We start from the raw sequence: 22730 nt of genomic DNA on the forward strand, positions 1-22730 counted from the left end.
TCGACGCCCGCTTGCAAGTATCGCGGCGCGGCACCATGGTGCGCCGCATGAACGATGCCGCCCCGGTCTGGACCCGCATGGAACCGCAGAGCCCTTGCGTCAATATCTGCGTCATGCATCCGCACGAAGGGATCTGCGTCGGCTGCTATCGCACCTTGGAAGAGATCGCGGGCTGGTCGGGCATGTCGGCCGATGCGCGTCGCGCGGTGATCGCCGAACTCCCCGACCGCAAGCCGCGACTGAAGAAGCGCCGCGGCGGCCGCGACGGACGCCGCGACCCTTAAGCGGTCAACCGCGACGCTGCCGGATCACCGTATGGATGCGGGTGCGGACCTCATCGGGTTCGGCCGCCACAGCCTCGATCAAGGCGCGCATGTCACCCCGCATCGTGTTCAACTGATCGATCAGCGACATCACCAGCGACATGGGCTCGTCCTGCAGGTCATAGCTTTCGGCCAGATCGCACAGCAGCTGCAACCGGGCCAGATCTGCCTCGCGATAGCGGGGACCGCCCTCGGCATGGACCGGCTGCACGATCCGGGCGCGGACGAAAGTCACCAGTCGCTCACCCGTCAGGTCGTCGATGGCAGCGATCGTTTCTGCCTCTGTATAGGTGCGGGTCATCGGGCCATTCCCTTGCGCGGATCATAGCCATGCGTCGTGCGCCAGGTTTCCATGAAGGCGCGCAATTCATCGTCAACCTTGGATGGCATTGCGACGCGCAGCTCGACCTGCTGATCGCCGCCGTTCACCCCGCGTCCGCGCAGGCGCAGACGCTGGCCCGATGTCGCGCCCGCGGGAATCGTCAGGTTGACCGAACCGTCGATCGTCGGCGTCGCGACCTTTCCGCCCAGCACAGCCTCATCCAGCGTGATCGGCAGCGTCACGAGGATATCGTCGCCTTCGCGCCGGAAGGTCGGGTGATCCGCGACCGACAAGGTCAGGTAGGCGTCGCCGGGACCGGCACGGCCGCTGCCTGGCCCACCCTTGCCTTTCAACCGGATCGTCTGACCATCCTCGGCCCCTTTGGGGATCGTCACTTCAAGATCACCGCCATCCGGCAGCGTGATCCGGGTCTTGCCGCCGCGCGCCGCGGTCAGAAAGTCCACCTGCAGGTTAAATCGGTGATCCTGTCCGCGCATGTCGAAAGGCTGGCCGCGACCAGCACTGCCACCGAAGCCGGAAAAGCCGCCTGTGCGCCCTTGTGAGCGCCGGCCGAACAGATCCTCGAACACGTCGGACAGGTCTGGGTCGCCTTCAAAGCCGTAGCCTTGCGCGTAGGGATTGCCCGCAGCTTCTGCATGGGGACGATAAGTCCGATGTTGAGGACGCTCCTGTCCCGATGCGTCGATCTCTCCCGCGTCGAAACGGCGGCGGCGTTCCGCATCCTTCAGCAGATCATAGGCGACAGAGGCGGCCTTGAACCGCTCGGCGGCAGCGGGGTCGGGGTTCAGGTCGGGATGATCCGCCTTGGCGATGCGGCGATAGGCCTTTCGGATCTCCGCATCGCTTGCGGACTTGGTCAGGCCAAGGGCCTCATAGGGATCGCCCGCCATTCACTGACGCCTTTCTGTTGCTGGCTTATCAACCAGATAGGTCGGCGGCGCGTTCCATCAATAGGGCTGCCCGTGATCCTTGTGCAGACGGTTGATCGACTTCACAGGATCCTCGTCCAGCCGAAGGTCGAGACCGCTGATCAGGTGATCGAGCTGATCCAGCGTGGTCGCGCCGATGATCGGGATGACCTTGAACGGCCGCGTCCGCTGCCACGCGATCGCCATGTGAACCGGGTCGATCCCGTGTTCCGCCGCCAGCGCATGATAAGCCTCGGTCGCAGCCAGCGCGCGCTTGGTCTTGCGCCCGCCCAGGTTGCCCAGACCACCCGCCGCCTTGTCCACGGATGCACGGCTGCCTTCGGGCATTGCTCCATCACGGTACTTGCCGGTAAGCAGCCCTGCCGCCAGCGGCGAATAGCTGAGCAGCGTCACGTCCTCGTTCACCGCGACCTCGGCCAGGTCGGTGTCGTAGAGGCGGTAGAGCAGGGAGTATTCGTTCTGGATCGCGGCCATCCGCGGCAGATCGTCCTGATCGGCCACGTCGATCCAGCGGGTCAGACCCCATGCGCTTTCATTGGACAGCCCTGCCGCGCGCAGCTTGCCGTCCTTCACGGCGCGATCCAGCGCACCCAGAACGTCGCGCATGTGATCCAGCGTCTTTTCGCGATCCTGACCGGACGGGTCGAAAGTCCAGTTCTGCCGGAACGCGTAGGATCCGCGAACCGGCCAGTGAAGCTGGTACAGGTCGATGCGGTCGGTCTGCAGACGACGCAGCGATTTCTCGATGCCTTCGGTTATGGCCACCCCGTCATAAGGGGCCATATCGTTCACCGCCTGGCTGGGACCGGTGATCTTGGTCGCGATCTCGACCCGGTCGCGATTGCCTGTGCGCGAAAGCCAATTGCCGATGATTTCCTCGGACCGCCCCACCGTTTCGCGGCGCACGGGGTTCACCGGATACATCTCGGCGCAATCCATGAACGTGATGCCGGCATCCAGCGCGCGGTCCATCTGGGCGTGTCCGCCCGCCTCGTCCGTCTGGTTGCCGTAGGTCATCGTGCCAAGGCAGATCGCACTGACCTCGACCGCGCTGGCACCGAGATTCACTCGTGTCATGGATTGTCCTTCGTAGCTCGGGGACCGGAATCAACTGGCAGGCCCGGGCGACACCGTTTCACGAAGGGTCGGCCGGACGCCGCGCGCGACCTTGCGTCGGCACGCAGACGGCGTCAAGCGAGGGAGGGTAGGTCAGGAACGTTGAGGAAGGATCGAAGCACCAAGCCCGACTTCGCGGATCGCGCAGATCGCGATTGCACGGTGCCGCCGATACGGGCGGACAGGTCGGTCTTTCAGCCCGCAGCCAGCGCGATCAGCGCCGAGGCGGCAAGGATCGCGGCCGCGACGGTCGGACCGTAGAACGGGTGCGGTTCCATCCGCGCCCCGCCGGGCTTGCGGGCGTGATCGGGAATACGATGTCTCGCCTTCGTCATAGCGTCACTTCCCTGGAATGGCGGCCGGACTTGGATGCCCGGTGCCGTCGTCGAAACCTTGTCAGCCTGCCGACGCCAAAACCCGGTGCGGTATGCTGATCGCACCGAGTGTCGGCGCACTCACCGTCATTCTGTTTCAAATGCGGCAGGCTTCCGGAGCACCCTAGGAAACAGCTCGCATCCCCACATCATTCAATCTCCGGATTAACCGAAACCCCGAGATCATTCCGCAGGCGCGACGCGATGGAACCTAGCCGCGCTACGCTGCCTGAACGTCGTCGAAATTCGACTGCCCCATCTGCTGGATCGGATATCCACCATCACGCAAACCGATCTCCGCCCTGCCCCTGCAGGGCGGGCAGTCCATTGCCGCATCGATTCTGGGGCTGTCGGAGGTGTTGTTGAGGCCGCGACGCAGAGCGTCGGTCCAATGCTGTGTCATTCTCGTGAACCTTTTGATCTCGTCACCAGTTAACCTCGCAACGATATAATTTTTTATTAAAAAGTAAAAGCGGAACGCAATCAAATTCCACGTGTTGCCGTTACGTCGCAATAACACGCAAGCGTGTGGTTAACGATGACCAGACTTATAGGGAATATCAGGCGCGCACGTAACCGGCAGAGGCCTCGATCAGCGATTTCGTATACGCCTCGCTTGCCGCACCCTGTCGCAGATCCTCGACCTTCATCACCTCGACGATTCGTCCGCCTTGCATCACGGCGAGCCGATCGCACATGTGCCCTACGACCGCAAGATCGTGGCTGACCATCACGTAGGTCAGGCCATGTTCGGCGCGCAGATCGGTCATCAGGTTCAGGATCTCGGCCTGCACGCTGACATCCAGCGCGCTGGTGGGTTCATCCAGCAGCAGCAGCCGGGGCTCGGCAGCAAGGGCACGAGCGATGGCGACGCGCTGGCGCTGCCCGCCCGACAGCTGATGAGGATAGCGAAACCGGAAGCCGCGCCCCAGCCCGACATCGTCGAGCAAACGCTGCACGCGACGGTCGATATCGTCCATGCCCTGCAGTTTCAGCGTTTCAGACAGCACACGATCGACGGAATGGCGGGGATGCAGGCTGGCGTAGGGGTCCTGAAAGACCATCTGCACGGTCTTGTGAAAGGCGCGATCGCGCCTGCGGCCTTCAACCTGTTGATCGTCAACGACGATACGACCGGACCACGTGTCGATCAGACCGGCGATGGCGCGCAGGATCGTGGATTTGCCCGAGCCGGATTCACCCACCAGCCCGAAACTTTCGCCCTGGGCCACGGTGAAGGATGCGTCTTGCACCGCGTCCACCCGGTCAGGCGGATAGCCGAACCAGACGTCCAGCCCCTCGACGGTCAGCATCGCGCTCACAGGCCCCCCGGCAATTCTGTTTCCATGCTTTCATCGATCAGGGGCGCGTCGCGCCAGGAATCCTGCCGCTCGAGCACCGGCAGATGTTTCACCGGCTGGTCCAGCCGGGGCAACGAATTCAACAACCCCTGCGTATAGGGGTGCCGCGCGTTGTGAAGGTTCTTCGCCTCGATCGTCTCGACGATCCGCCCGGCATACATGATCAGCACCCGATCGCAGAACTGCGCGACAAGGTTCAGGTCGTGGCTGATGAAGATCAGGCCCATGCCGCGATCGCGCACCAGGCGATCCATGATGTTCAAAACCTCCGTCCTGACGGACACGTCCAGCGCCGAGGTCGGCTCGTCCGCGATCAGGATTTCCGGGTCGGGCGCCAGCATCATCGCGATCATGATGCGCTGACCCATTCCGCCCGAAACCTCGTGCGGATAGGCATCCATCACCCGCTCGGGGTCGCGGATCTGCACCGCTGCCAGCATCTCCAGCGCCTTGTCGCGGGCGTTTCCGCTGCCGCGCCCGGCATGAAGGCGATAGGCCTCCATAATCTGGTCCCCGATCTTCACCACCGGGTTCAGGCTGAACTTCGGATCCTGCATCACCATGCTGATATGGCTGCCGCGGATCGCGCGCATCTTTCGTTCGGGCAGGTTCAGGATGGATTGGCCGTCCAGCGTCAGCCGGTCCGCCGTGACCTTGCCGGGCGGCCGCACCAGCCCCAGGATCGCGCGACCGGTCATCGACTTGCCAGAGCCTGACTCGCCAACCACGCCCAGCCGTTCACGACCCAGATCAAAGCTGACGCCGCGTACCGCCTCGAACACGCCCTGCCGGGTCGGGAAGGCGACACGCAGGTCGCGGACGGAAAGCAGTGTCTCGCTCATTCCTTCGCGCCTTTCGGGTCCAGAACGTCGCGCAGCCCGTCACCCAGCAGGTTAAAAGCGAGGCTGACGACGAAGATCGCGATCCCCGGCATCGCCGCGACCCACCAGAAATCGAGAATGTAGGTCCGTCCGTCGGAAATCATCGCGCCCCATTCCGGCATCGGCGGCTGCGCGCCAAGGCCCAGAAAGCCCAGCCCGGCGGCCGACAGGATGATCCCCGCCATGTCCAGCGCGACCCGCACGATCAGTGAGGAAATGCAGAGCGGCCAGATATGCCCGATCAGCAATCTCAGCGGGCCGGCGCCCTGAAGGCGCGCGGCGGCGATGAAATCGGCGTTTCGGATGGTCAGCGTCTCGGCCCGCGCGAGGCGCGCATAGGGTGGCCAGGCGGTCAGCGCCAGTGCGAGGACCGCGTTGCCGATGCTGGGGCCAAGCGCCGCGACGAAGGCCAGCGCAAGGATCAGCTTGGGGAAGGCCAGAAAGATGTCGGTGATCCGCATCAGCACCTGATCGACCCAACCGCCCGCGAACCCCGCAACGGTGCCGATGAACAGACCAATGATCGGCGCGATCAACGCCACCGTGCCCACGATGAACAGCGTGATCCGTGACCCGTGGATCAGCCGCGACAGGATGTCGCGCCCCAGATGGTCGGTTCCCAGCCAGTGCGCGGCCGAAGGCGGCTGCAGCCGGTCGGTCAGGTTCTGCGAGAACGGGCTTTGCGGTGACAGCCAGGGCGCGAAGATCGCCATCGCGATCAGCAGGATCAGGATCACCAGCCCGAACATCGCAAGCTTGTTGCCGCGAAAGGTCAGCCAGCCCTGATACATCGCGCCTAGCCGCGCCTGGCGTCGGGTCGTCGGCGCATCCGACAGCAGCCAGTCGCGGCGGCTTTGCGGGGTTTCTTCGGCGATGCTCATGACGACCTCGGGTCCAGCACGCGATACAGCAGATCACTGAGCAGGTTCAGCGCGACGAAGCAGGTGCCGATCACGATCGTCCCGCCCAGCACGGCGTTCATGTCGCCCGCCAGCAGCGCGTTGGTGACGTATTGCCCAAGGCCGGGCCATGAGAAGATGATCTCGGTCAGGACCGATCCTTCCAGAAGCGAGCCGAAGGAAAGCGCGATCACCGTGACCAGCGGAATGGCGATGTTGCGGAACGCATGACCCCAGATCACGGCGCGCTCGGACAGGCCCTTGACTCGCGCGGTGGTGACGTATTCGGCCGACAACTGTTCCAGCATGAAGCTGCGGGTCATGCGGCTGATATAGGCGAGGCTGAAATAGCCCAGCAGCGAGGCGGGCAGGATGATGTGCGAAAACGCATCCTTGAACGCGCCCCAGTCCCCGGCGATGAGGCAATCGACCAGCAGCAAGCCGGTCACGGTCGGGACCATCCCGGTATAGATGATGTCCTGTCGACCCGGCCCGCCGACCCAGCCGAGAATGCCGTAGAAGATCAGCAAGCCCATCAGGCCCAGCCAGAAGATCGGCACCGAATAGCCGACGATGGCCAGCACGCGAGCGACCTGATCGATGATGCCGCCGCGGTTCGCGGCTGCGATGACGCCAAGCGGCACGCCCACGAAGACGCCGATCAGCGTGCCCAGCGTCGCCAGTTCGACCGTCGCCGGGAATACCCGCTTGATGTCGTTCAGGACCAGTTGCCCGGTCGAGATCGAACGACCGAAATCGCCCTCGATGACGTCACGGATGTAGTTCAGGAATTGCACGATCAGCGGATCGTCGAGACCCATCGCCTGATAGGCCGCGTCGTACTGCGCCTGCGTCGCGCGTTCGCCCACTACCTTCAGAACCGGATCGATGGGCATGACCCGACCGATGATGAAGGTGACGAGCATCAGTCCCAGCATCGTCAGCGCAAGCGACAGAATCACCCCGCCGATCCGCTTGGCTCGTCTGCGCGTCGCCGAGGGGGCGGCGGGACGCTGGTCGCCGGGGGACGGCGTTTCCCGCCCCCCGGCTGCGTCGATATCGCTCGCGGACAAGGGTTATTCGCCCTTGGTGACGCCGCGATAGATGACCGAAGTCACCGCGCCGCCCGATTGCCAGCCGTTCACGTTCTCGCGCAGGCCGGCCCGTTCGATGCGCTGGAACAGCGGGATGATCGGGGCTTCGGCCTGATACTGACGCTGAATGTCCTGATACATCTGCGCGCGAACGTCGCTGTCCTGTTCCTGCGTCGCGGCCAGGGTCGCCTCGTTCATCTCGGCCGGAACCTCGTAGGCGTTCCGCCAGGCCAGAAGACCGGTCGCGTTCGCCTCGTCGCTGTTGTCGGGGTTATACGCGAAGGTCGCGGCGTTGGTGTTCGGGTCCGAATAGTCCGGCCCCCATTCGCCCAGGAAGATCGGCACTTCCCGCGCGCGATAGGCGTCCAGCACCTGCGCGCCGGTCATCTGCTCGATGTTCAGCGTCAGCCCTGCTTCCGCCATCGATCCCTGCAGGGCCTGCGCGACGTCGGTGTATTCGCGAAGGTCACGCACGATCGTGGTGACTTCGCCACCCTCGATCCCCGCGTCGGCCAGGATCTGCTTGGCCTTCTCGACGTCGTAGGTCCACGGCGTCTCGTCCAGCGCGCCCAGATAGCCTTTGGGCAGGAACGACTGATGGGTGACGAATTCACCCTTGAGGATGCTCGAGGTGATGCCTTCGTAATCGACGAGATATTTCATCGCCTCGATCACGGCCGGGTTGGACAGAAGCTCGTCCTTCTGGTTCAGACCCATGTAGAGGATGCGGCCGCGCGGCTGTTCTTCGATCTTCACGCCCTCTGCCTCGGCGACGGCGTCGGCATCGGTGGGCGACAGGTCACGCGCCACGTCGATATCGCCACGCTCAAGCTGCAGACGCTGCGCGCTGGATTCCTCGACGTTCTGGACGATCACACGCTTCATGGCGGGTGCGCCCTGGAAATAATCCTCGTAGGCGGTCAGCTGCACGACTTCATTCGCGCGCCAGCCGGCCAGAACGTAAGGGCCCGAACCCGCGTCGTTCGTGGCAAGCCAGGTGTTGCCAAGATCGTCGCCCTCGGCGTTCTGCATGACCAGTTCCTTGTCCACCACGCTCGCAATGTTGGCGGTAAGGCAGTTCAGCACGAAGGATTGCGCGTAGGGCGCATCCAGCTGAAGCGTCAGCGTGGTGTCGTCGAAGGTGATCATTTCATCGACATTGTCCGGGGTGAAGCCGAACTGTGTCAGGATAAAGGCCGGGGTCTTGTCCAGCTTGACCGCGCGCTGCAGCGACCAGGCGGCATCCTCGGCACGGACCGGATTGCCCGAATGGAAGGTCACGCCCTCACGCATGGTGAAGGTGATGCTGGTGCCGTCCTCGCTGGCCTCCCAACTTTCGGCAAGGCTCGGCTGGAAACCGGCGTCCAGATCGGCCGGGTCGAAATCGACCAGCCGGTCATAGGTGTTCTGGTTGACGTCGTTGCCGGAAAACTCGAACGCCTGAGCGGGATCGAGCGTGATGATGTCGTTGATCGAGCCGGCAACGACCAGCGCGTCGGCCGGCGTCTCGGCATAGGCCGCAGGCGCGAAGGCCACGGCCGATGCCAGCAGCAGCGCGCGCAGATTGGTTTGCATGTTCATCGAAGGAAGCTCCCTGTGCGTGTCAGATCTTCCCCGCCTGTCCCGCGGGGCGTCCATGCCGCGAGAGTGTCGCATGCAAGCGAAGGTGACAAGGGGAAGCCTGGGACCCGTCTTCAGACCGGCGCGTCCGCCACGGGATTGCGCAGGATGCCCAGGCCGTCGATCTCGATCTCGACGGTGTCGCCCGCCTTCATCCACAGCTTCGGGTTACGTCCCATTCCGACACCCGCGGGGGTGCCTGTGATGATGACGTCGCCGGGCTTCAGCGTCATGATCTGGGACGCGATCGACACGATGCGCGCAGGCGGGAACACCATATCGTCCACGTTGCCATCCTGCACGGTTTCGCCATTCAATCGCGCCTGCAGCCGCAGCCCCGCGCAGCCCGGCGGAAGTGCCGAGGCCGCGACGAAACAAGGTCCGAAGGGGCCGGTCGCATCGAAGTTCTTGCCCGGCGTCCACTGGCCCGACCGCATCTGATAATCACGCAGGCTCGCATCGTTGAAGATCGAGTAGCCAGCCACATGGTTCAGCGCGCGATCTTCGTCGATGTGGCGACCGCCCTTCCCGATGATGATTGCCAGTTCGGCCTCATAGTCGAATTGCTCGGACTCGCGCGGGCGCAAAAGGCCCTGACCGTGACCGATCAGCGTTGAATTGAAGCGGGTGAACATCGCCGGATATTCAGGCAGCGCCATCCCCGCCTCTTCGGCATGGTCACGATAGTTCAGCCCGATGCACAGGATCTTCTCGGGGTCGGGGATCGGCGGCAGAACCGTGACCGCGTCGGGATCGATCGGCGCACCGTCGGCCAGGATCTCGGCGCCCTCGGTCAGGCGATCCTCGGCGATCAGTACCTTGAGATTGCCGGGAAAGCGTGGGTCGCTGACGGGCAGGCCGCGAAAGCCTTCATCGGTCTCGACCGCAAGCCCGCGGGCGCGATCCTTGGCATAGGACATGAATTTCATCGCGGCTTTCCCCCCGGGTCGCGTCTTGTCAGATCTTGCCCAGGATGGCGGCGAGACGCTCGGCCTCGGCCAGATCCTCGGGCGTGTTCACATTGAAGAACGGATCGACCGGCGTCGAGGGCCATTCGGCCCGCCCTGCCCCATACCTGTCGGTCCACAGCACGATCTTGCCGAGTCCGCCCTGCACCGCTGCGCGCAAATCTTCGCGCAGGGCGACGGGCCACAGGCCGCAGGTCGGGTGCCGGCGGATCACACCATCCGCACCCGGGCTGGCCGCCAGCGCCAGCCCCTCGTCGCCAGCGGAAGCCTGCAGCCTTGCCACGAGATCGCGGGGCACAAAGGGCGTATCGACCGCGACCGTGACGACGGCGTCCGCACCCCGATGCGCCGCCCAGTCAAGCCCCGCCAGCACGCCCGCAAGCGGACCCGGATGATCCGCGATCGTGTCAGGCAACAGCGGCAAGCCATAGGCTGCCAGCCGCGCAGGTTCGCCGTTCGCGTTGATCGCAAGCCCGTCGCATTGCGGGCCAAGCCGCGCGATCACGCGCTCCATCAGCGACGCGCCGGCGATCAGACGCTCGCCCTTGTCACCGCCCCCCATCCTGCTGGCCCGTCCGCCCGCCAGGATCACACCCGGCACAGCGTCCAATCGCGACGACGCTGATCGTAGAGAATGTGAGGAAACCGACATGGCCGGACCCTCGCCCGAGCGTATCGTTGGCGCAAGGCACATACGAAAAAACCCCCGGCAAGCCATCGGCCCGTCGGGGGTTGGTATCTTGAATGGATTCCGGATCAGGCCGGGGGCGCGATATAGACCTCAGCCTTGCCGGGCGGAATGGTCACATCCAGCCGCACAAGACCGAAGCCTTCCGGCATTTCCTGCGCAATGATCGCAATCACATCCTTCGTCGCAGCGGTGTTGTTCGTCGCCTTTGCGTCACCCGTCATGCTGTAGCGCATCCAGCGACCCGCACCGGAAGCGCGCCTCAGCCTGATACTGCGGCTTGTCGACGGATCGAGGTTGCACAGCACATAGGCGACGCTGCCGTCCTCGCGATCGACCGCATAGGCCCTGAATGCCTCGCCCCGCCTGATCCCCGCCGGATCGACCAGCGGCTCGCCCTCGGTCAGATCCATCGCACGGACCTTGCCGACCAGATGCCGGTTGATGAAGCTGAACCACATGAACGGCGGGTTATAGGCGCCACCGTTGATCGGCGTCGCCTTGGCCTTCCAATATTCGCCCTCCTCAAGCGTGAAGAAGTCGTTCGACATGACCCCCTCCGCTGCACAGGTCATAAACGCGTCTAGGGTCGCAGTCCCACTGGCGACCGACTTCATCAGCCGTTCCTGGCTCGCCGCCTGCGCCGGTGTCACGCTGGCGCCATTCAGTCCGTTCAGGACATATCCGGGTCCGCTTTCGTAATGCATCAGCTGGATCGGCTTCGCCCGTCCGACGGACAGTGACGCGCACAGGGTCGACATGCCACGCATTCGCTGCTTGCGCGTGACTCCACCCAGTAGCGGGATGCTGGAATTGGCAAGCGTGTTGAAAAGACCCTGCGGATCGTCGGCATCCAGGGCTGCGGTAAGGCCGCTGTCCCAGCCACCGTTGTAATCCGCGCCGCCGATGAAGTCCGCATGTTTCGAGGCAGCTATCCCATCGCGGTTCCAGCCTTCGCTGACCAGCCAACCGCCCAGATAGAACTTCCAGCGCGTCGGATCGTATCCCGGCGCCGCCATGATCGCGCCCGCGAAGCGGTCAAGCAGCTTGCCATTCACCCACCCCGGCGATTTCCCGTTCACCGCGGGCAGAGTGAAAAACTCTCCGATCGGATTCCACGGCTCGTTGCCGACTTCTAGCGTCGTGCGCTCGAAGACGTTCTGCCACGGCTCAATCTGACCCTGCGAATGGCGAAGTTCGGCGCCGTCCTTGTAGGCGCTGGCCGGGGCCGTAGGATCATAGGCTGCACACATGTAACCGGCGAGAAGCTGCAGCTCTCGGTTGGACATGTGCGGCTCGACCTGGATCCAGGGGTTCAGCTGCCCCGACAACCCGTTCTGCTCGCGCGCGCGCTTGAGGTTGTTGAAGCTCTGGGGAATACTGTTCCCGCCCGTCGATCGCGTCCCGAAACGTCCCAGCAGCTCGGCCATGTTATAGGACCACGGACGGGTCTTGCAGGTGGCATGCATCCGCAGGCTCAGGATGCCGCTGTCGACAGCCATCTTCTCGACGCTCGGGCTTAGCTCCATCGGGCCGGCGATCGGGTCGTGGAAGGAAAACGAGGCTATGTCCAACTGACACGGTCCCGTCGCACCGACGCTTTGATAAAGCGGGGCGCTGGATGTCGGCGTCGTGCTGTAGACGAACTGCCTCGACAGAACCTGCCAAGAGGTCGAGAACGGAACCGACAAGGTATCGGCGTCCGCTCCGCGGCAATAAAGCGTGCCGTTTCGCGCGGTATTGACCCTGACTTCTGCCCTCAGCGCGTAGGCCTTTCCAGCCTCGGGGACGTGATACCATGCCTGCGTCGTTCCTGAGAGTGCGTGGAAACCCATGCTGTAGGTGACGCCCGAGGGGATGGTCAGACGAATGAAATCCTTTCCACCCTCGTTCATGTAGGCATAGGTCACGCCCTGCGGATGCGATCCGTTGAAGAAGCCGGTTTCAGGATGAAAGCGGCTCAGTGTCGCACCCACGTTGAACATGCGCGGCGACAAGACTGCTTTGGTGGTCGTGTGATCGAAGACCTTCTTGAACCAGACCAAATCGCCGGGCCCGATCAGTCCGCTATCCGCCACGGTCAGAGTTTCGAGATCGACGACGTTCACATCGTTGTGCCAGCCCCACCCCACGATGACGCTGTGACCCGGAAGGGCGGTCCAGGTAATCCGAACGTTGCGGCCCCCATCGATCGCGGTCGCGATCACGTTCTGCGGTACCGGCAGGGTGCCGTCTTCGGTGCGGCTATCGATACCCGACACGCTGACCAGCGTCCCAGTCCGGGTCGGCGAGCCGGTCAGTGAAGCGCCGAACTGGTACGCCACAGGTGCGGACCAGGCAGAGCGCTTGCCGCTCGCATCGACCGACGCAAGCACGAAATACTTCGTGGCACCCGGCTGCTCCCATCCTTCCGGTCCCGTGACAAGGCTCGACTGCCCCGCGGCAATCCCTTGACCCTCATAGAGCGAGAACCGCTTCTTCAACGTGGCCGCCGTGATCGTCGTCGTGCCGATCTCGACCAGCTCGTCATTGACGTTGCGCAGGGCTGTCAGTGATCCGCCGACATAGAAGGCCGCGACCCAGCTGTCGAAGAAGTTGAGGTTCTCACCAGTCAGCACATTGCCTGCGACCGACTTGATCGACAGATTCGTCGTATAGCGCGGCGCGACAATGCGAAGCATACCCGAACCGCCCGGATTGACGATGTTGCCGAAGCTGCCGATCGTCGCGGTATTGCGCTCGACCTGATGACCCTCGCCACGCCGATCGAACACCAGGTTCGCCGTCGTGTCGGGGGCGATGGACGTCACATGCATCGTCATGGCTACACCTGATGATCGACGGCGGGACGCGAGACGGTCCAGGCGCCGTTGTTCCAGAGCCCGGCATGATAGCCGGAGTTGAATTCTCCCGCATTTCCCCGGTCATCCAGCAGGGGAACGCCCAAGATCGCGTCGGCGCGCCCCGGATCCTTGGGCCGCCCGCCAAGATCGAGCAGTTCGTTGCGCACCAGAACATCGTCGAAATTCGGCAGTGTTTGCGGTCCCCAGATGGCGATCCGATCACGAACGAAGTTCCAGCCTTCCAGTCTCAGCGTCGGGATATTGAGCGGAATGGTGGCCGTGGCTGGAATCGCGTATTTCTGCCGTCGCACCCATTCCTCTCCGTTCTTGGAGAAGCACAGCTGTGACGCTTGGCCGGGCTTGATCGCGAACAGCATGAAGAACCGATCGCCCGGTACGCAGGACGCCAACGAAGCTGAATCGTCGTGACCGCTGACGATCCCGCCGTTGATTGTCGACGTCGCCATCGTCATCGTCTTGTTGAAGAAGCGGATATAGGTATTCGTGCCGCCGTTCCCTGGCCCCCAAAGCGGGTCGCCGTTTGCCTCGATGTTCAGGACACGACCCCAGATACCGATGACAAGCGAAGGCGGTTGTGCCTGTCCGACAACCGGCAATGTCGCCCTGGCGCTGGTGCTGGAATAGACAATGGGTCTGGTCGGGAAAATGGTCGGGGCCTGCACCTCGATCCGGGCTGCCACGGATCGCTGAGCTGTCTCCGACGCCACGTTCGCAAGGCGGATCACCGCCGTGATCCGCGCATCCGACAGCAATGGCTGTCGCGTGAAACTGGCACCGGCACCGACCTTCTTTCCTTCAGCCTCCCACTGCACAAGCAGCGAGGCCTCGTCGTCCACCGGCCATGCGTAAAGCCCGTCATCGGATACCGCCCAAGTCGATCCGTCATCGCTGACGCTCGGCGCGACCAGGATGGACGGCAGGCCGTCGCGCATCGCGGCAGCCTCGATGACATAATCGCCGTCATGATCGGTCCCGGACAGCGCGAATGAAACACTTCCGTCAGCGTTACGCGTCGCGCCGACGACCATCCCGCGATTCACCGTGACCAGCGCCTCACTTGGCGCCCGCACCTCCAGCGAAAAGCTAGCAGTCGCGACGCCAGCGCCGTTCGAGGCCTCGACTTGGATTGTCGTCGATCCCACAGCGGGCATGCTGATCAACCGAAGCGTCGGCTTGTCGCCTGCCAGGTCAAGCGAAACGTAAGGCTCGCCCGCAATCAGCCGCCAGGTCAGAGGCGCGGTCCCATCCGCCTCGGCCTCCGCCAGCATGAGCGGCAGGCTGTCCGAAGTCTGCACGACAAGCGCATTGGTCGACAACGCGACAGCCGAGGGCGCCACCGTCACGTCCGCACTCATGGTCAGGGTGAAGGTCCCGCGCGCAAGACCCGCGCTGTTTCGCGCCTCGACCTGGACCGGGATCACGCCGCTTGCGGGGCGCGAGATTAGCATCAGCCGCGTCTCTCCGTCCTCTGTCGCGATCGCGCAGTGATCACCGCCCGCGGCGACGGTCCAGACGATCGGGCCCGACCCGTCGGTGTCCAGCACCGATAGCGTCACCGGCAGCGCCTGCCCGGCGCCGATGGTCGCATGATCCGGTTCCATCATGACGACGCCCGGCGCAACCATCGGCGGGGCGATCGTCAGGTCCAGGATGGCCCGCTCGCGTCCAGCGGCATTCGCGACCTCTACCTCGACCGAATAGCGTCCCTCCCCCGGCATCTCGACAAGAACCAGCGTCGGCACGTCACCGGTCAGATCGATGTCGAAATAGGGTTCTGCGTCGACCAGCGACCAGGTCATGGGCGCGGTTCCGGCCGCCGACAGCGTCGCGAGGATGCGAGGCAGCGTCGCGTCGCCATCCACAGTTACAGTCTGCGCGCTCAACTGAAGATCGTGCGGCGCGACGACGGGCGCCTGAACCATCAGCGCAAACGCGGTCTCGGTCGCACCCGTGGCGTTTTCGGCCCGGACCGTCACCGAGCTTTCTCCCACAGGCGGCATGGCAATCAGCCGAAGCAGCGCCTGCGACCCGTTCGGCTGCAGCGCACAAAACTCGATGCCCGTGACCAGGCTCCAGGCCACCGGTGCGGTTCCGTCGGCGGTCAGGATCGACAGCAACGTGGGCACCTGCGCATCGCTGACCAGCGTCGCGCCGGGTGGGTTCTGCGTGATCTGGGTGGTCGGCAGCGCGCCCGCCCCCAGGTTCAAGACGAATTGCGCGTTCGCCGTGCCGCTGTCGTTGGAGGCCTCGATCTCGATCACGTGGCTGCCCGGCTCTGGCATGCTGAAGAGGCGCAGCACGGGCGTCTCGCCAGACGTGTCGATAACGAACCGCTCGCCGCCCGAGGGCACGGACCAACTGACCTCTCCACCACCCTCGCAAGACAGTTCGGCCAGATCGACCGGCAGGGCTTCATCCTGGGTCATGTCGCGTGTCAGCGCCGAGAGGGTTATCGCCTGGGGCGCCCCAACACTGGCCAGCACCTCAAGCTGCATGTCTGCACTGACAGATCCGGCGGCATTCGTCGCGGTCACGGTGACCGAATGCACGCCGACCGTGGGCATTGCGACCAGGCGCAGAACCGGCGTCTCGCCCGACAGGTCCAGCGCCATCCCCTCACCGCCGTCGGTGATCGCCCAGTCCAGCGGCGCCGTCCCATCCGCGGACAGGCGCGCGATCGGAACCGGCAGCGCGCTGCCGACGGTGACATCGACAAGGCCAGAGAACGTGATCTCGGTCGGCGCGTGGCGCGCCACCTCGACAACGGCCTCGGTCCTGACGGAACCATGCTCGTTCGTGGCGCGCTCAATGATTGTGACCGAAGCACCCAGATCGCTGGCGCGCAGCACGAACCAAGGCTCTTCCAGCCTCTCCTCGCTGCCGCCCTTGCGCTGGATGGCGATCGTCACGCTGGGCTCGGGTGTCCCGTCATAGCGGCCGCCGATGATCTCGATCGTCTCTCCGGGCGCGGCGATCCCCGACCAGCCCACCGGCGCCACCACTACAGGCACCAGTACCGGGCCGGGCGCCTGCCGCAGGATCGAGGTCCCGTCCATGCTGCGGAAATCCACCTCGGTGGTCCGGCCGCTTCGGACCAGATGGGCGGCCTGGAACTGGCCGATGAACCCTTCCATCCCCATCGTCAGGCCCCTTCGACCAGATACAAACCGTCGGTCAGGGTCCCCGCGCTCAGCCGCTGATCGTAGTCCGACGAACTGATCCGCACGACCCGGTCAAGGTTCAGCGACGTCGCCAGATTTGCGGCCAGAAGCAGGTCCGACAGTTCATGCGGCCCGCCCGCCTCGGGGACGAACATCGTCTTGGTGATAAGCTCGCGTCGGGCCGCCCCCTCGGGCAGATACTCGACGATATACCTACTGTTGCTTCGACCTCGATCGTTCGGCCACATCGTCACGCCCGCAAAAGCGCCGTCCGCATCCAGCGTCACCGCCTGGGTGATTGGCTCAACGATGGTGGCGCCATCGAAATCGCGCTTGCTGAGCGTGAAGAACAGCTCCCCCGACACCGCGCTGGTACCGTCCTGCCTGTCGAAATTGCCGTTGATCTGCACGGTCTGGATCATCCCAACCTCCTGTCAGCGTACGCGGCGCCGACGGGACCGGCGCGAGAGACCGGGATTGAACCTACACGGATGAACCGCGGGTTGCGCATGACGGACAAGCAACGCGCGCTGGGCGCGCGGCGTCGGACCATCAGGATTGGGAGATTTGTGGTAGCGGAGGAGGGACTTGAACCCCCGACACGCGGATTATGATTCCGCTGCTCTAACCAACTGAGCTACTCCGCCCCCGAACCGCGTCGCGGGTCCGCGCGATGTAAGGCGGGGTTGCGGTCGCGTCAAGCCGAATCGGGTTGCGCATCCGCGGTCTTCCGCGCGTTGCCAAGGACCGGCACTTCCGCCTCAGCCCCGCGCGCGGACCACCTGCAACAGCGGCATCAGCTCGGCCATCTCAGGCCCGTGCGCCTGTCCGGTCAGCGCCTTGCGCAGCGGCATGAACAACCCCTTGCCCTTGCGGCCGGTCGCCTCTTTCACCTTGCTGGTCCACTCGCCCCACGTTGCGTCGGTATAGGGCGGTGGCGGCAGCAGCGTCATCGCCTGCGCGATGAAATCGGCATCCTCGGGCTCAATCTCGGGCACGGCGCCCTCGTGCATGATCCGCCACCAATCACCCAGATCGTCCAGCTTGGTGATGTTCTGGCGTGCCACCGACCAGAACCGTTCCGCCTGATCGTCGGGGACACCCAAAGCGGCGACCCGATCGCGCACCGCCGACAAGGGCAGATGCTGGTTCCGCTCGCGCGTCAGCGGCCACAGGTCCTCGGCGTCGAACTTGGTGGGCGAGGCACCGAACTGCGACAGATCGAAGCCTTCGGCCAGTTCGTCCACACTCATGCGCAGTGCGACCGGCTGGCTCGACCCGAGCCGCGCCATCAGCGACAGCAGCGCCTCGGGCGCGACCCCGGCCTCGCGCAGGTCCTTGATCGACAGCGTGCCAAGACGCTTCGACAATTCCTCACCCTGCGCGCCGGTCAGCAGGCTATGATGGGCAAAATTCGGCGGGGTCGCCCCCAATGCCTGAATGATCTGGATCTGGGTCGCCGTGTTCGTCACGTGATCGGCGCCGCGCACAATGTCGGTTACGCCCATGTCGGCGTCATCCACGGACGAGGCGAACGTGTACAGCACCTGTCCGTCCGCGCGGATCAGCACCGGATCGCTGACGGAAGCCGCGTCGATCGAGATGTCGCCCAGAATCCCGTCGGCCCACTCGATCCGCTCATGGTCCAGCCGGAACCGCCAATAGCCTTCGCGCCCCTCTGCCCGCAGCCGCGCCTTGTCGTCATCCGACAGCGACAGCCCGGTGCGGTCATAGACCGGCGGCTTGCCCATGTTCAGCTGCTTCTTGCGCTTCAGGTCCAGTTCGGTCGGCGTCTCGAAGACCTCGTACAGGCGCCCTGCCGCGCGCAACTGGTCGGCGGCTTCCGCATAGCGGTCCAGGCGCAGCGATTGCCGCTCGACACGGTCCCAGGTCAGGCCCAGCCATTCCAGGTCGCGCTTGATCCCGTCGACATATTCCTCTTTCGAGCGCGCCTGATCGGTATCGTCGAGACGCAGGATGAACGTGCCCCCCGCCTTCTTTGCGATCAGATGGTTGAACAGCGCCGTGCGCAGGTTGCCGACATGGATGTTGCCCGTGGGCGAGGGTGCGAAACGGGTGGTGGTCATGGGTCACTCCTGATGCGCTTGCTCTTTCACAGGCGCCGGTTCTTGTCCATATCAGGCGTCAGGACAGGGGATTGTGCGATGAGCGACTGGAACGGCGTCGAGGCGCCCGGCAATGACGACTTTCTGGCGATGGCGCGCGATGCGCTGGCGACGCTGCCGGCCGAATTCGCCGGCCATGCTCAGGACGTGGCGATCCGGATCGAGGATTTCGCGGGCGAAGAGGTCCTGGACGAACTTCAGATCGACGACCCGTTCGAACTGACCGGCCTCTACGACGGTATTCCCGTGACGGAAAAATCCGTCGTTGACCAGCCTGCCGGGCCTGACATCATCTGGCTGTTCCGCCGCCCGATCCTCGATGAATGGGCCTCGCGTGGGGACGTGGCGCTGGACGATCTGGTCAAGCACATCGTCATCCACGAACTGGCCCATCATTTCGGCTGGACCGACGAACAGATCGCCCGCATCGACCGCTGGTGGGAATGACGGTCAGGCTGAACGCGGCCGCCTGACACCGCAAACGAAAAGGCCGCCCCGAAGGACGGCCCTGATCCGCATGCCGCAAAACCTTATGCGGCTTCCGCCTCTTCCTCGGCGGCCATGCGACGTTCGCTTTCCTCGCGCGACAACGCGACCGAGGTGCGCACGCCCTTCGACACGAACTCCATCAGCCCCTTCACGACCCGCTCGTTCGGGTCGATGCCCGCGCAGGACAACACTTCGCGCCCATCGCGCGAGCGTGCCCAGCGGGCGATCTGGTCCGGGCCGTTGCCGTACTTCTTATCGTCTGCGATCGCATCATCCAGCGCCGCCAGAACGACGGCGGCAAACAGCTTCCGGGACCGCTGGCCCTGTTCGAAATTGAAGGCCGAGCCATCAACAAAATCGCGCATATCTCGTATCCTGTCCTGCTTCCTCATCGACCGCATCGGTGCAGGTCGAGAGCCTGTCGCCTGAACGCCGGGCGTCTACACAAGCGAGGCACCCGGCATAGCCCATCGCTTGACCGATTCGATATCACCTTGGCCGCAACCCACCTATGCAAATCTTGCATGGCCTGCGCCAAAGGCTTGTATTCCCGCTGCGAATGACGCGGCGACACCTTGCCACAGGTTCTTGACAACGCCGCAAAAGCGTTTCGGTTGCCAGCATCACGCCCTGCCGATATAGGTGCGCGCGAAAACGCGTCAACCCGCTCAGGGCCCGCGTATCGTCTTCTTCTTCAAGGTGCTTCCCATGCCCAAGATCAACGGCAACGAAATCCGTCCCGGCAACGTGCTGGAACACGACAGCGGTCTCTGGGCCGCGGTCAAGGTCAACCACGTCAAGCCCGGCAAGGGCGGCGCCTTCGCGCAGGTCGAGCTGAAGAACCTCCGCGACGGCCGCAAGCTGAACGAGCGGTTCCGGTCCGAGGACAAGGTCGAGCGCGTCCGTCTGGACCAGAAGGATCAGCAGTTCCTGTACGAAACCGACGGCAAGCTGGTCTTCATGGACAGCGAAACCTTCGAACAGACGGAACTCGACGCCGATCTGCTGGGTGACCGCCGCCCGTTCCTGCAGGACGGCATGACGGCGACGATCGAATATTACGGCGACGAAGCGCTGTCCGTCTCGATCCCGCAGAAAGTGACCTGCAAGGTGACCGAGACCGAGCCTGTGGTGAAGGGCCAGACCGCCGCCAACAGCTACAAGCCCGCGATCCTCGACAACGGCGTACGCATCATGATCCCGCCCTTCGTCGGCGAAGGCGAAGACATCATCGTGAACACCGAAGTCTTCGAATACAGCGAACGGGCCTGAACGGCGGCAATCGCGCCGACGCGCGACGCGATCCGCTTGCAAGACGACGGCGGGCAGGGTCTTGATGGCAAGGTTGAAGGAGGAGCACCTTGCCACCATCGCCCCGTGATCTGATCCCGACCGCCGTGAAACGCGCCCTGCGCCGCGCCCTGCCGACGCCGGCGCGGCCCGCCCCCGCTGCCAAACATGCCGCAAGTCCCCAAGGCTACCGCCATCCGGCGGTGGCATTCCCTGCCGGCCGCGGACAGTTGATGCGCGCGATCGAGGGGCTGCAGCCCATCCTGGAAATCGGGCCCTTCGACCGCCCCATGGTCCAGGGTCCCCATGTCGCCTATTTCGACGTGCTCGATCAGGCAGGCCTGCGCGAAAAGGCTGCTGAAAACCCGCGGCGCACCGGCACCGTCCCTCATATCGATTTCGTATCGCCCACCGGCGACCTTTCGGTGGTCGAAGGCCGCTTCGCTGCCGCCTGTTCGGCGCATTGCATCGAACACCAGCCCGACCTGATCGCGCATCTGACCGATCTCGGCCGCCTGCTTCACGATGGCGGGCTCTATGTCCTCGCCGTACCAGACAAGCGCTATTGCTTCGACCATTTCATCCCGCAAAGCTCTGTCGCCGATGCGATCGCGGCACGCGGCAATCGTCTTCACACTCTCTCCTCCGTCCTGAACCACAAGGCGCTTGCGACCCATAATGAGGTCAAGCGACACTGGGCGGGCGATCATGAAAATCCCGGCTACCGCGCCGGCATGACGCGGCGGATCGCCGCGGCGATCGATTATTTCGACAATCATCAGGGTGAATATATCGACGCCCACGCCTGGCGTTTCACCCCGCAAAGCTTCGCCGAGATCCTTTCGACGCTGCACGAAACCGGCTATTCGCCCTTCGCGGTCGAACGGGTGCATGAGACGCCGGAAGGACGAGTCGAATTCGTGGCGATCCTTCGCAAGGCCCCGTCACCGCGCGCGCCTGGCAAGCGTCGTGACCCCGCCCGGATTGCAACCGCGGATTGATCTGGCCACGGGCGCGGACCTAGACTGGCGGGATGAGCGAATCCGCTTCCCCCGTTCCCTCAGCGCTGCCCTTCTGGATGTCGCTGGGCATGGTCCCGCTTGCGATCCTCGCGATGACGCTCGGCGGCTGGTGGTGGGTCCTGATGCCGCTCTACGCGTGGTATCTGGTGACCGGTCTCGACGCGGTGCTGGGCGAAAGCACGGCCAATCCTCCGACCGAGGTCTCGACCCAGGCGCTGTTCTGGCACCGCGCCATCACCATAATCTGGGTGCCGGTGCAGCTTGTCCTTCTGCTCGCCGCATTGTGGGCGGCCGCGTTGCCCGGCCATCTGTCGGGATGGGAAAAATTCGGGCTTTTCTTCGGCATCGGCGTCGCGACCGGCACCATAGGCATGGTCTACGCCCACGAACTGCTGCACCAGAAAACGCCGCTGGAACGCTGGCTCGGTGACCTGCTGCTGGCCTCAGTCCTCTATAGCCATTTCCGCAGCGAGCATCTGCTGGTGCATCATTCCTGGGTCGCGACGCCGCGCGACGCCGTTTCGGCCCGCTACAATGAAGGCTTCCATCGCTTTTTCCTGCGGGTCCTGACGGAAGGACCGCGCAGCGCCTGGCGCGCGGAACGCGGCCTGCTGGCGCGGGCCAAACGACGCCCCACCGACCCGCGCAACCCGTTCTGGCGCTACGCCGCGCTGCAAGCCGCGATGCTGCTCGCCGCCGCCCTGATCGGCGGCTGGCAGGGTGTCGCGCTGTTCCTGCTGCAGGCCTTCGTCGCCATCTGGCAGCTGGAGCTGACCAACTACGTCGAGCATTACGGCCTTTCCCGAAAGCATCTGGGCGAAGGCCGCTACGAACACATCAAGCCGCGCCATTCCTGGAACGCGGCCCATCGCGCTACGAACTGGCTCTTGATCAACCTGCAGCGCCATTCCGACCATCACGTCAAGCCCGACCGCCGCTACCCGTTGTTGCAGACCTATACCGAGGACGAGGCCCCGCAACTGCCGTTGGGCTATCCGGCAATGACCTTCCTCGCCATGGCCCCGCCCCTCTGGCGCCGCCGGATGAACCCCCGCGTGCGGGCATGGCGACGGCAATTCTACCCCGAGATCGAGGATTGGGGTCCCTACAATAGCGGCGAAATACCGATGCCGCGGGGGGCGCTGTGAGGGGGCGTGTTTGCGTTCCGCACCTTGCTGCCGT

At 64.3% G+C, this 22730-nt stretch carries 22 protein-coding genes and 1 tRNA gene; 5 read left to right on the forward strand and 18 right to left on the reverse strand.

What is annotated here, in order from left to right; genetic code table 11:
* Positions 1 to 47 precede the first annotated feature (47 nt).
* Positions 48 to 284, forward strand: a complete 237-nt coding sequence (locus tag MLD63_RS01340; RefSeq protein ID WP_255328037.1) for a DUF1289 domain-containing protein — start codon at positions 48 to 50, stop codon at positions 282 to 284.
* A gap of 4 nt (positions 285 to 288) precedes the next feature.
* On the opposite strand, the gene MLD63_RS01345 is transcribed toward MLD63_RS01340, so the two are convergent.
* From MLD63_RS01345 to gltX, 17 genes are all read right to left on the reverse strand, one after another.
* On the reverse strand, positions 289 to 624 hold the full coding sequence (locus MLD63_RS01345; RefSeq protein ID WP_255328038.1) for a hypothetical protein: 336 nt from the start codon (positions 622 to 624) through the stop codon (positions 289 to 291).
* Positions 621 to 1556 carry a DnaJ C-terminal domain-containing protein gene (locus tag MLD63_RS01350; protein WP_255328039.1) on the reverse strand — a complete coding sequence of 312 codons (936 nt, stop codon included), beginning with the start codon at positions 1554 to 1556 and terminating at the stop codon, positions 621 to 623. The genes MLD63_RS01345 and MLD63_RS01350 overlap by 4 nt, the downstream gene beginning before the upstream one ends.
* A 57-nt stretch (positions 1557 to 1613) precedes the next feature.
* Complete coding sequence (locus MLD63_RS01355) at positions 1614 to 2672, reverse strand: aldo/keto reductase (RefSeq protein ID WP_255328040.1); 1059 nt, start codon at positions 2670 to 2672, stop codon at positions 1614 to 1616.
* 233 nt (positions 2673 to 2905) lie between these two features.
* Complete coding sequence (locus tag MLD63_RS01360; RefSeq protein ID WP_255328041.1) at positions 2906 to 3046, reverse strand: hypothetical protein; 141 nt, start codon at positions 3044 to 3046, stop codon at positions 2906 to 2908.
* Between the two features lie 259 nt (positions 3047 to 3305).
* Positions 3306 to 3488 (reverse strand): hypothetical protein, encoded by a 183-nt coding sequence (locus MLD63_RS01365; RefSeq protein ID WP_255328042.1) that lies wholly within the window; start codon positions 3486 to 3488, stop codon positions 3306 to 3308.
* 157 nt (positions 3489 to 3645) lie between these two features.
* Positions 3646 to 4398, reverse strand: coding sequence for an ABC transporter ATP-binding protein (locus MLD63_RS01370; RefSeq protein WP_255328045.1), 753 nt, complete (start codon positions 4396 to 4398; stop codon positions 3646 to 3648).
* 5 nt (positions 4399 to 4403) lie between these two features.
* Positions 4404 to 5288, reverse strand: coding sequence for an ABC transporter ATP-binding protein (locus MLD63_RS01375; RefSeq protein ID WP_255328046.1), 885 nt, complete (start codon positions 5286 to 5288; stop codon positions 4404 to 4406).
* Positions 5285 to 6208 (reverse strand): nickel transporter permease, encoded by a 924-nt coding sequence (gene nikC / locus MLD63_RS01380; protein ID WP_255328047.1) that lies wholly within the window; start codon positions 6206 to 6208, stop codon positions 5285 to 5287. The genes MLD63_RS01375 and nikC overlap by 4 nt, the downstream gene beginning before the upstream one ends.
* Positions 6205 to 7197, reverse strand: a complete 993-nt coding sequence (locus MLD63_RS01385; protein ID WP_255328477.1) for an ABC transporter permease — start codon at positions 7195 to 7197, stop codon at positions 6205 to 6207. Before MLD63_RS01385 ends, nikC begins: the two co-directional genes overlap by 4 nt.
* Before the next feature lie 105 nt (positions 7198 to 7302).
* Positions 7303 to 8901 (reverse strand): ABC transporter substrate-binding protein, encoded by a 1599-nt coding sequence (locus tag MLD63_RS01390; RefSeq protein WP_255328048.1) that lies wholly within the window; start codon positions 8899 to 8901, stop codon positions 7303 to 7305.
* A gap of 113 nt (positions 8902 to 9014) precedes the next feature.
* A complete protein-coding gene (locus MLD63_RS01395) occupies positions 9015 to 9869 on the reverse strand; it encodes a fumarylacetoacetate hydrolase family protein (protein ID WP_255328049.1) in 855 nt (284 codons plus the stop codon).
* A 28-nt stretch (positions 9870 to 9897) separates the two neighbouring features.
* On the reverse strand, positions 9898 to 10560 hold the full coding sequence (gene mobA / locus MLD63_RS01400; protein WP_439957602.1) for a molybdenum cofactor guanylyltransferase MobA: 663 nt from the start codon (positions 10558 to 10560) through the stop codon (positions 9898 to 9900).
* 104 nt (positions 10561 to 10664) lie between these two features.
* A complete protein-coding gene (locus MLD63_RS01405; protein WP_255328051.1) occupies positions 10665 to 13418 on the reverse strand; it encodes a hypothetical protein in 2754 nt (917 codons plus the stop codon).
* Positions 13419 to 13420: 2 nt separating this feature from the next.
* Complete coding sequence (locus tag MLD63_RS01410; protein ID WP_255328052.1) at positions 13421 to 16594, reverse strand: hypothetical protein; 3174 nt, start codon at positions 16592 to 16594, stop codon at positions 13421 to 13423.
* 8 nt (positions 16595 to 16602) lie between these two features.
* Positions 16603 to 17043, reverse strand: coding sequence for a hypothetical protein (locus MLD63_RS01415; RefSeq protein WP_255328053.1), 441 nt, complete (start codon positions 17041 to 17043; stop codon positions 16603 to 16605).
* Between the two features lie 148 nt (positions 17044 to 17191).
* Positions 17192 to 17268, reverse strand: a tRNA-Met gene (locus tag MLD63_RS01420).
* Positions 17269 to 17382: 114 nt separating this feature from the next.
* Positions 17383 to 18708, reverse strand: coding sequence for a glutamate--tRNA ligase (gltX, locus tag MLD63_RS01425; protein WP_255328054.1), 1326 nt, complete (start codon positions 18706 to 18708; stop codon positions 17383 to 17385).
* Positions 18709 to 18786: 78 nt separating this feature from the next.
* On the opposite strand from gltX, the gene MLD63_RS01430 reads away from it, so the two are divergent.
* Positions 18787 to 19194, forward strand: coding sequence for a metallopeptidase family protein (locus tag MLD63_RS01430; protein ID WP_255328055.1), 408 nt, complete (start codon positions 18787 to 18789; stop codon positions 19192 to 19194).
* Between the two features lie 83 nt (positions 19195 to 19277).
* Here the strand turns inward: MLD63_RS01430 and MLD63_RS01435 are convergent, their stop codons facing one another.
* Positions 19278 to 19601, reverse strand: a complete 324-nt coding sequence (locus tag MLD63_RS01435; protein ID WP_255328056.1) for a DUF6280 family protein — start codon at positions 19599 to 19601, stop codon at positions 19278 to 19280.
* 343 nt (positions 19602 to 19944) lie between these two features.
* Here MLD63_RS01435 and efp point away from each other — a divergent pair, with 343 nt between their 5' ends.
* From efp to MLD63_RS01450, 3 genes are all read left to right on the forward strand, one after another.
* Positions 19945 to 20508 (forward strand): elongation factor P, encoded by a 564-nt coding sequence (gene efp / locus MLD63_RS01440; RefSeq protein WP_255328057.1) that lies wholly within the window; start codon positions 19945 to 19947, stop codon positions 20506 to 20508.
* Positions 20509 to 20597: 89 nt separating this feature from the next.
* Positions 20598 to 21527: a class I SAM-dependent methyltransferase gene (locus MLD63_RS01445; RefSeq protein WP_255328058.1), complete on the forward strand. Its 930-nt coding sequence runs from the start codon at positions 20598 to 20600 to the stop codon at positions 21525 to 21527.
* Positions 21528 to 21559: 32 nt separating this feature from the next.
* Positions 21560 to 22696 (forward strand): alkane 1-monooxygenase, encoded by a 1137-nt coding sequence (locus MLD63_RS01450; protein WP_255328059.1) that lies wholly within the window; start codon positions 21560 to 21562, stop codon positions 22694 to 22696.
* The last annotated feature ends 34 nt before the right edge of the window (positions 22697 to 22730 follow it).

Source organism: Paracoccus albicereus (genome assembly GCF_024359525.1).
Classification (GTDB): domain Bacteria; phylum Pseudomonadota; class Alphaproteobacteria; order Rhodobacterales; family Rhodobacteraceae; genus Paracoccus; species Paracoccus albicereus.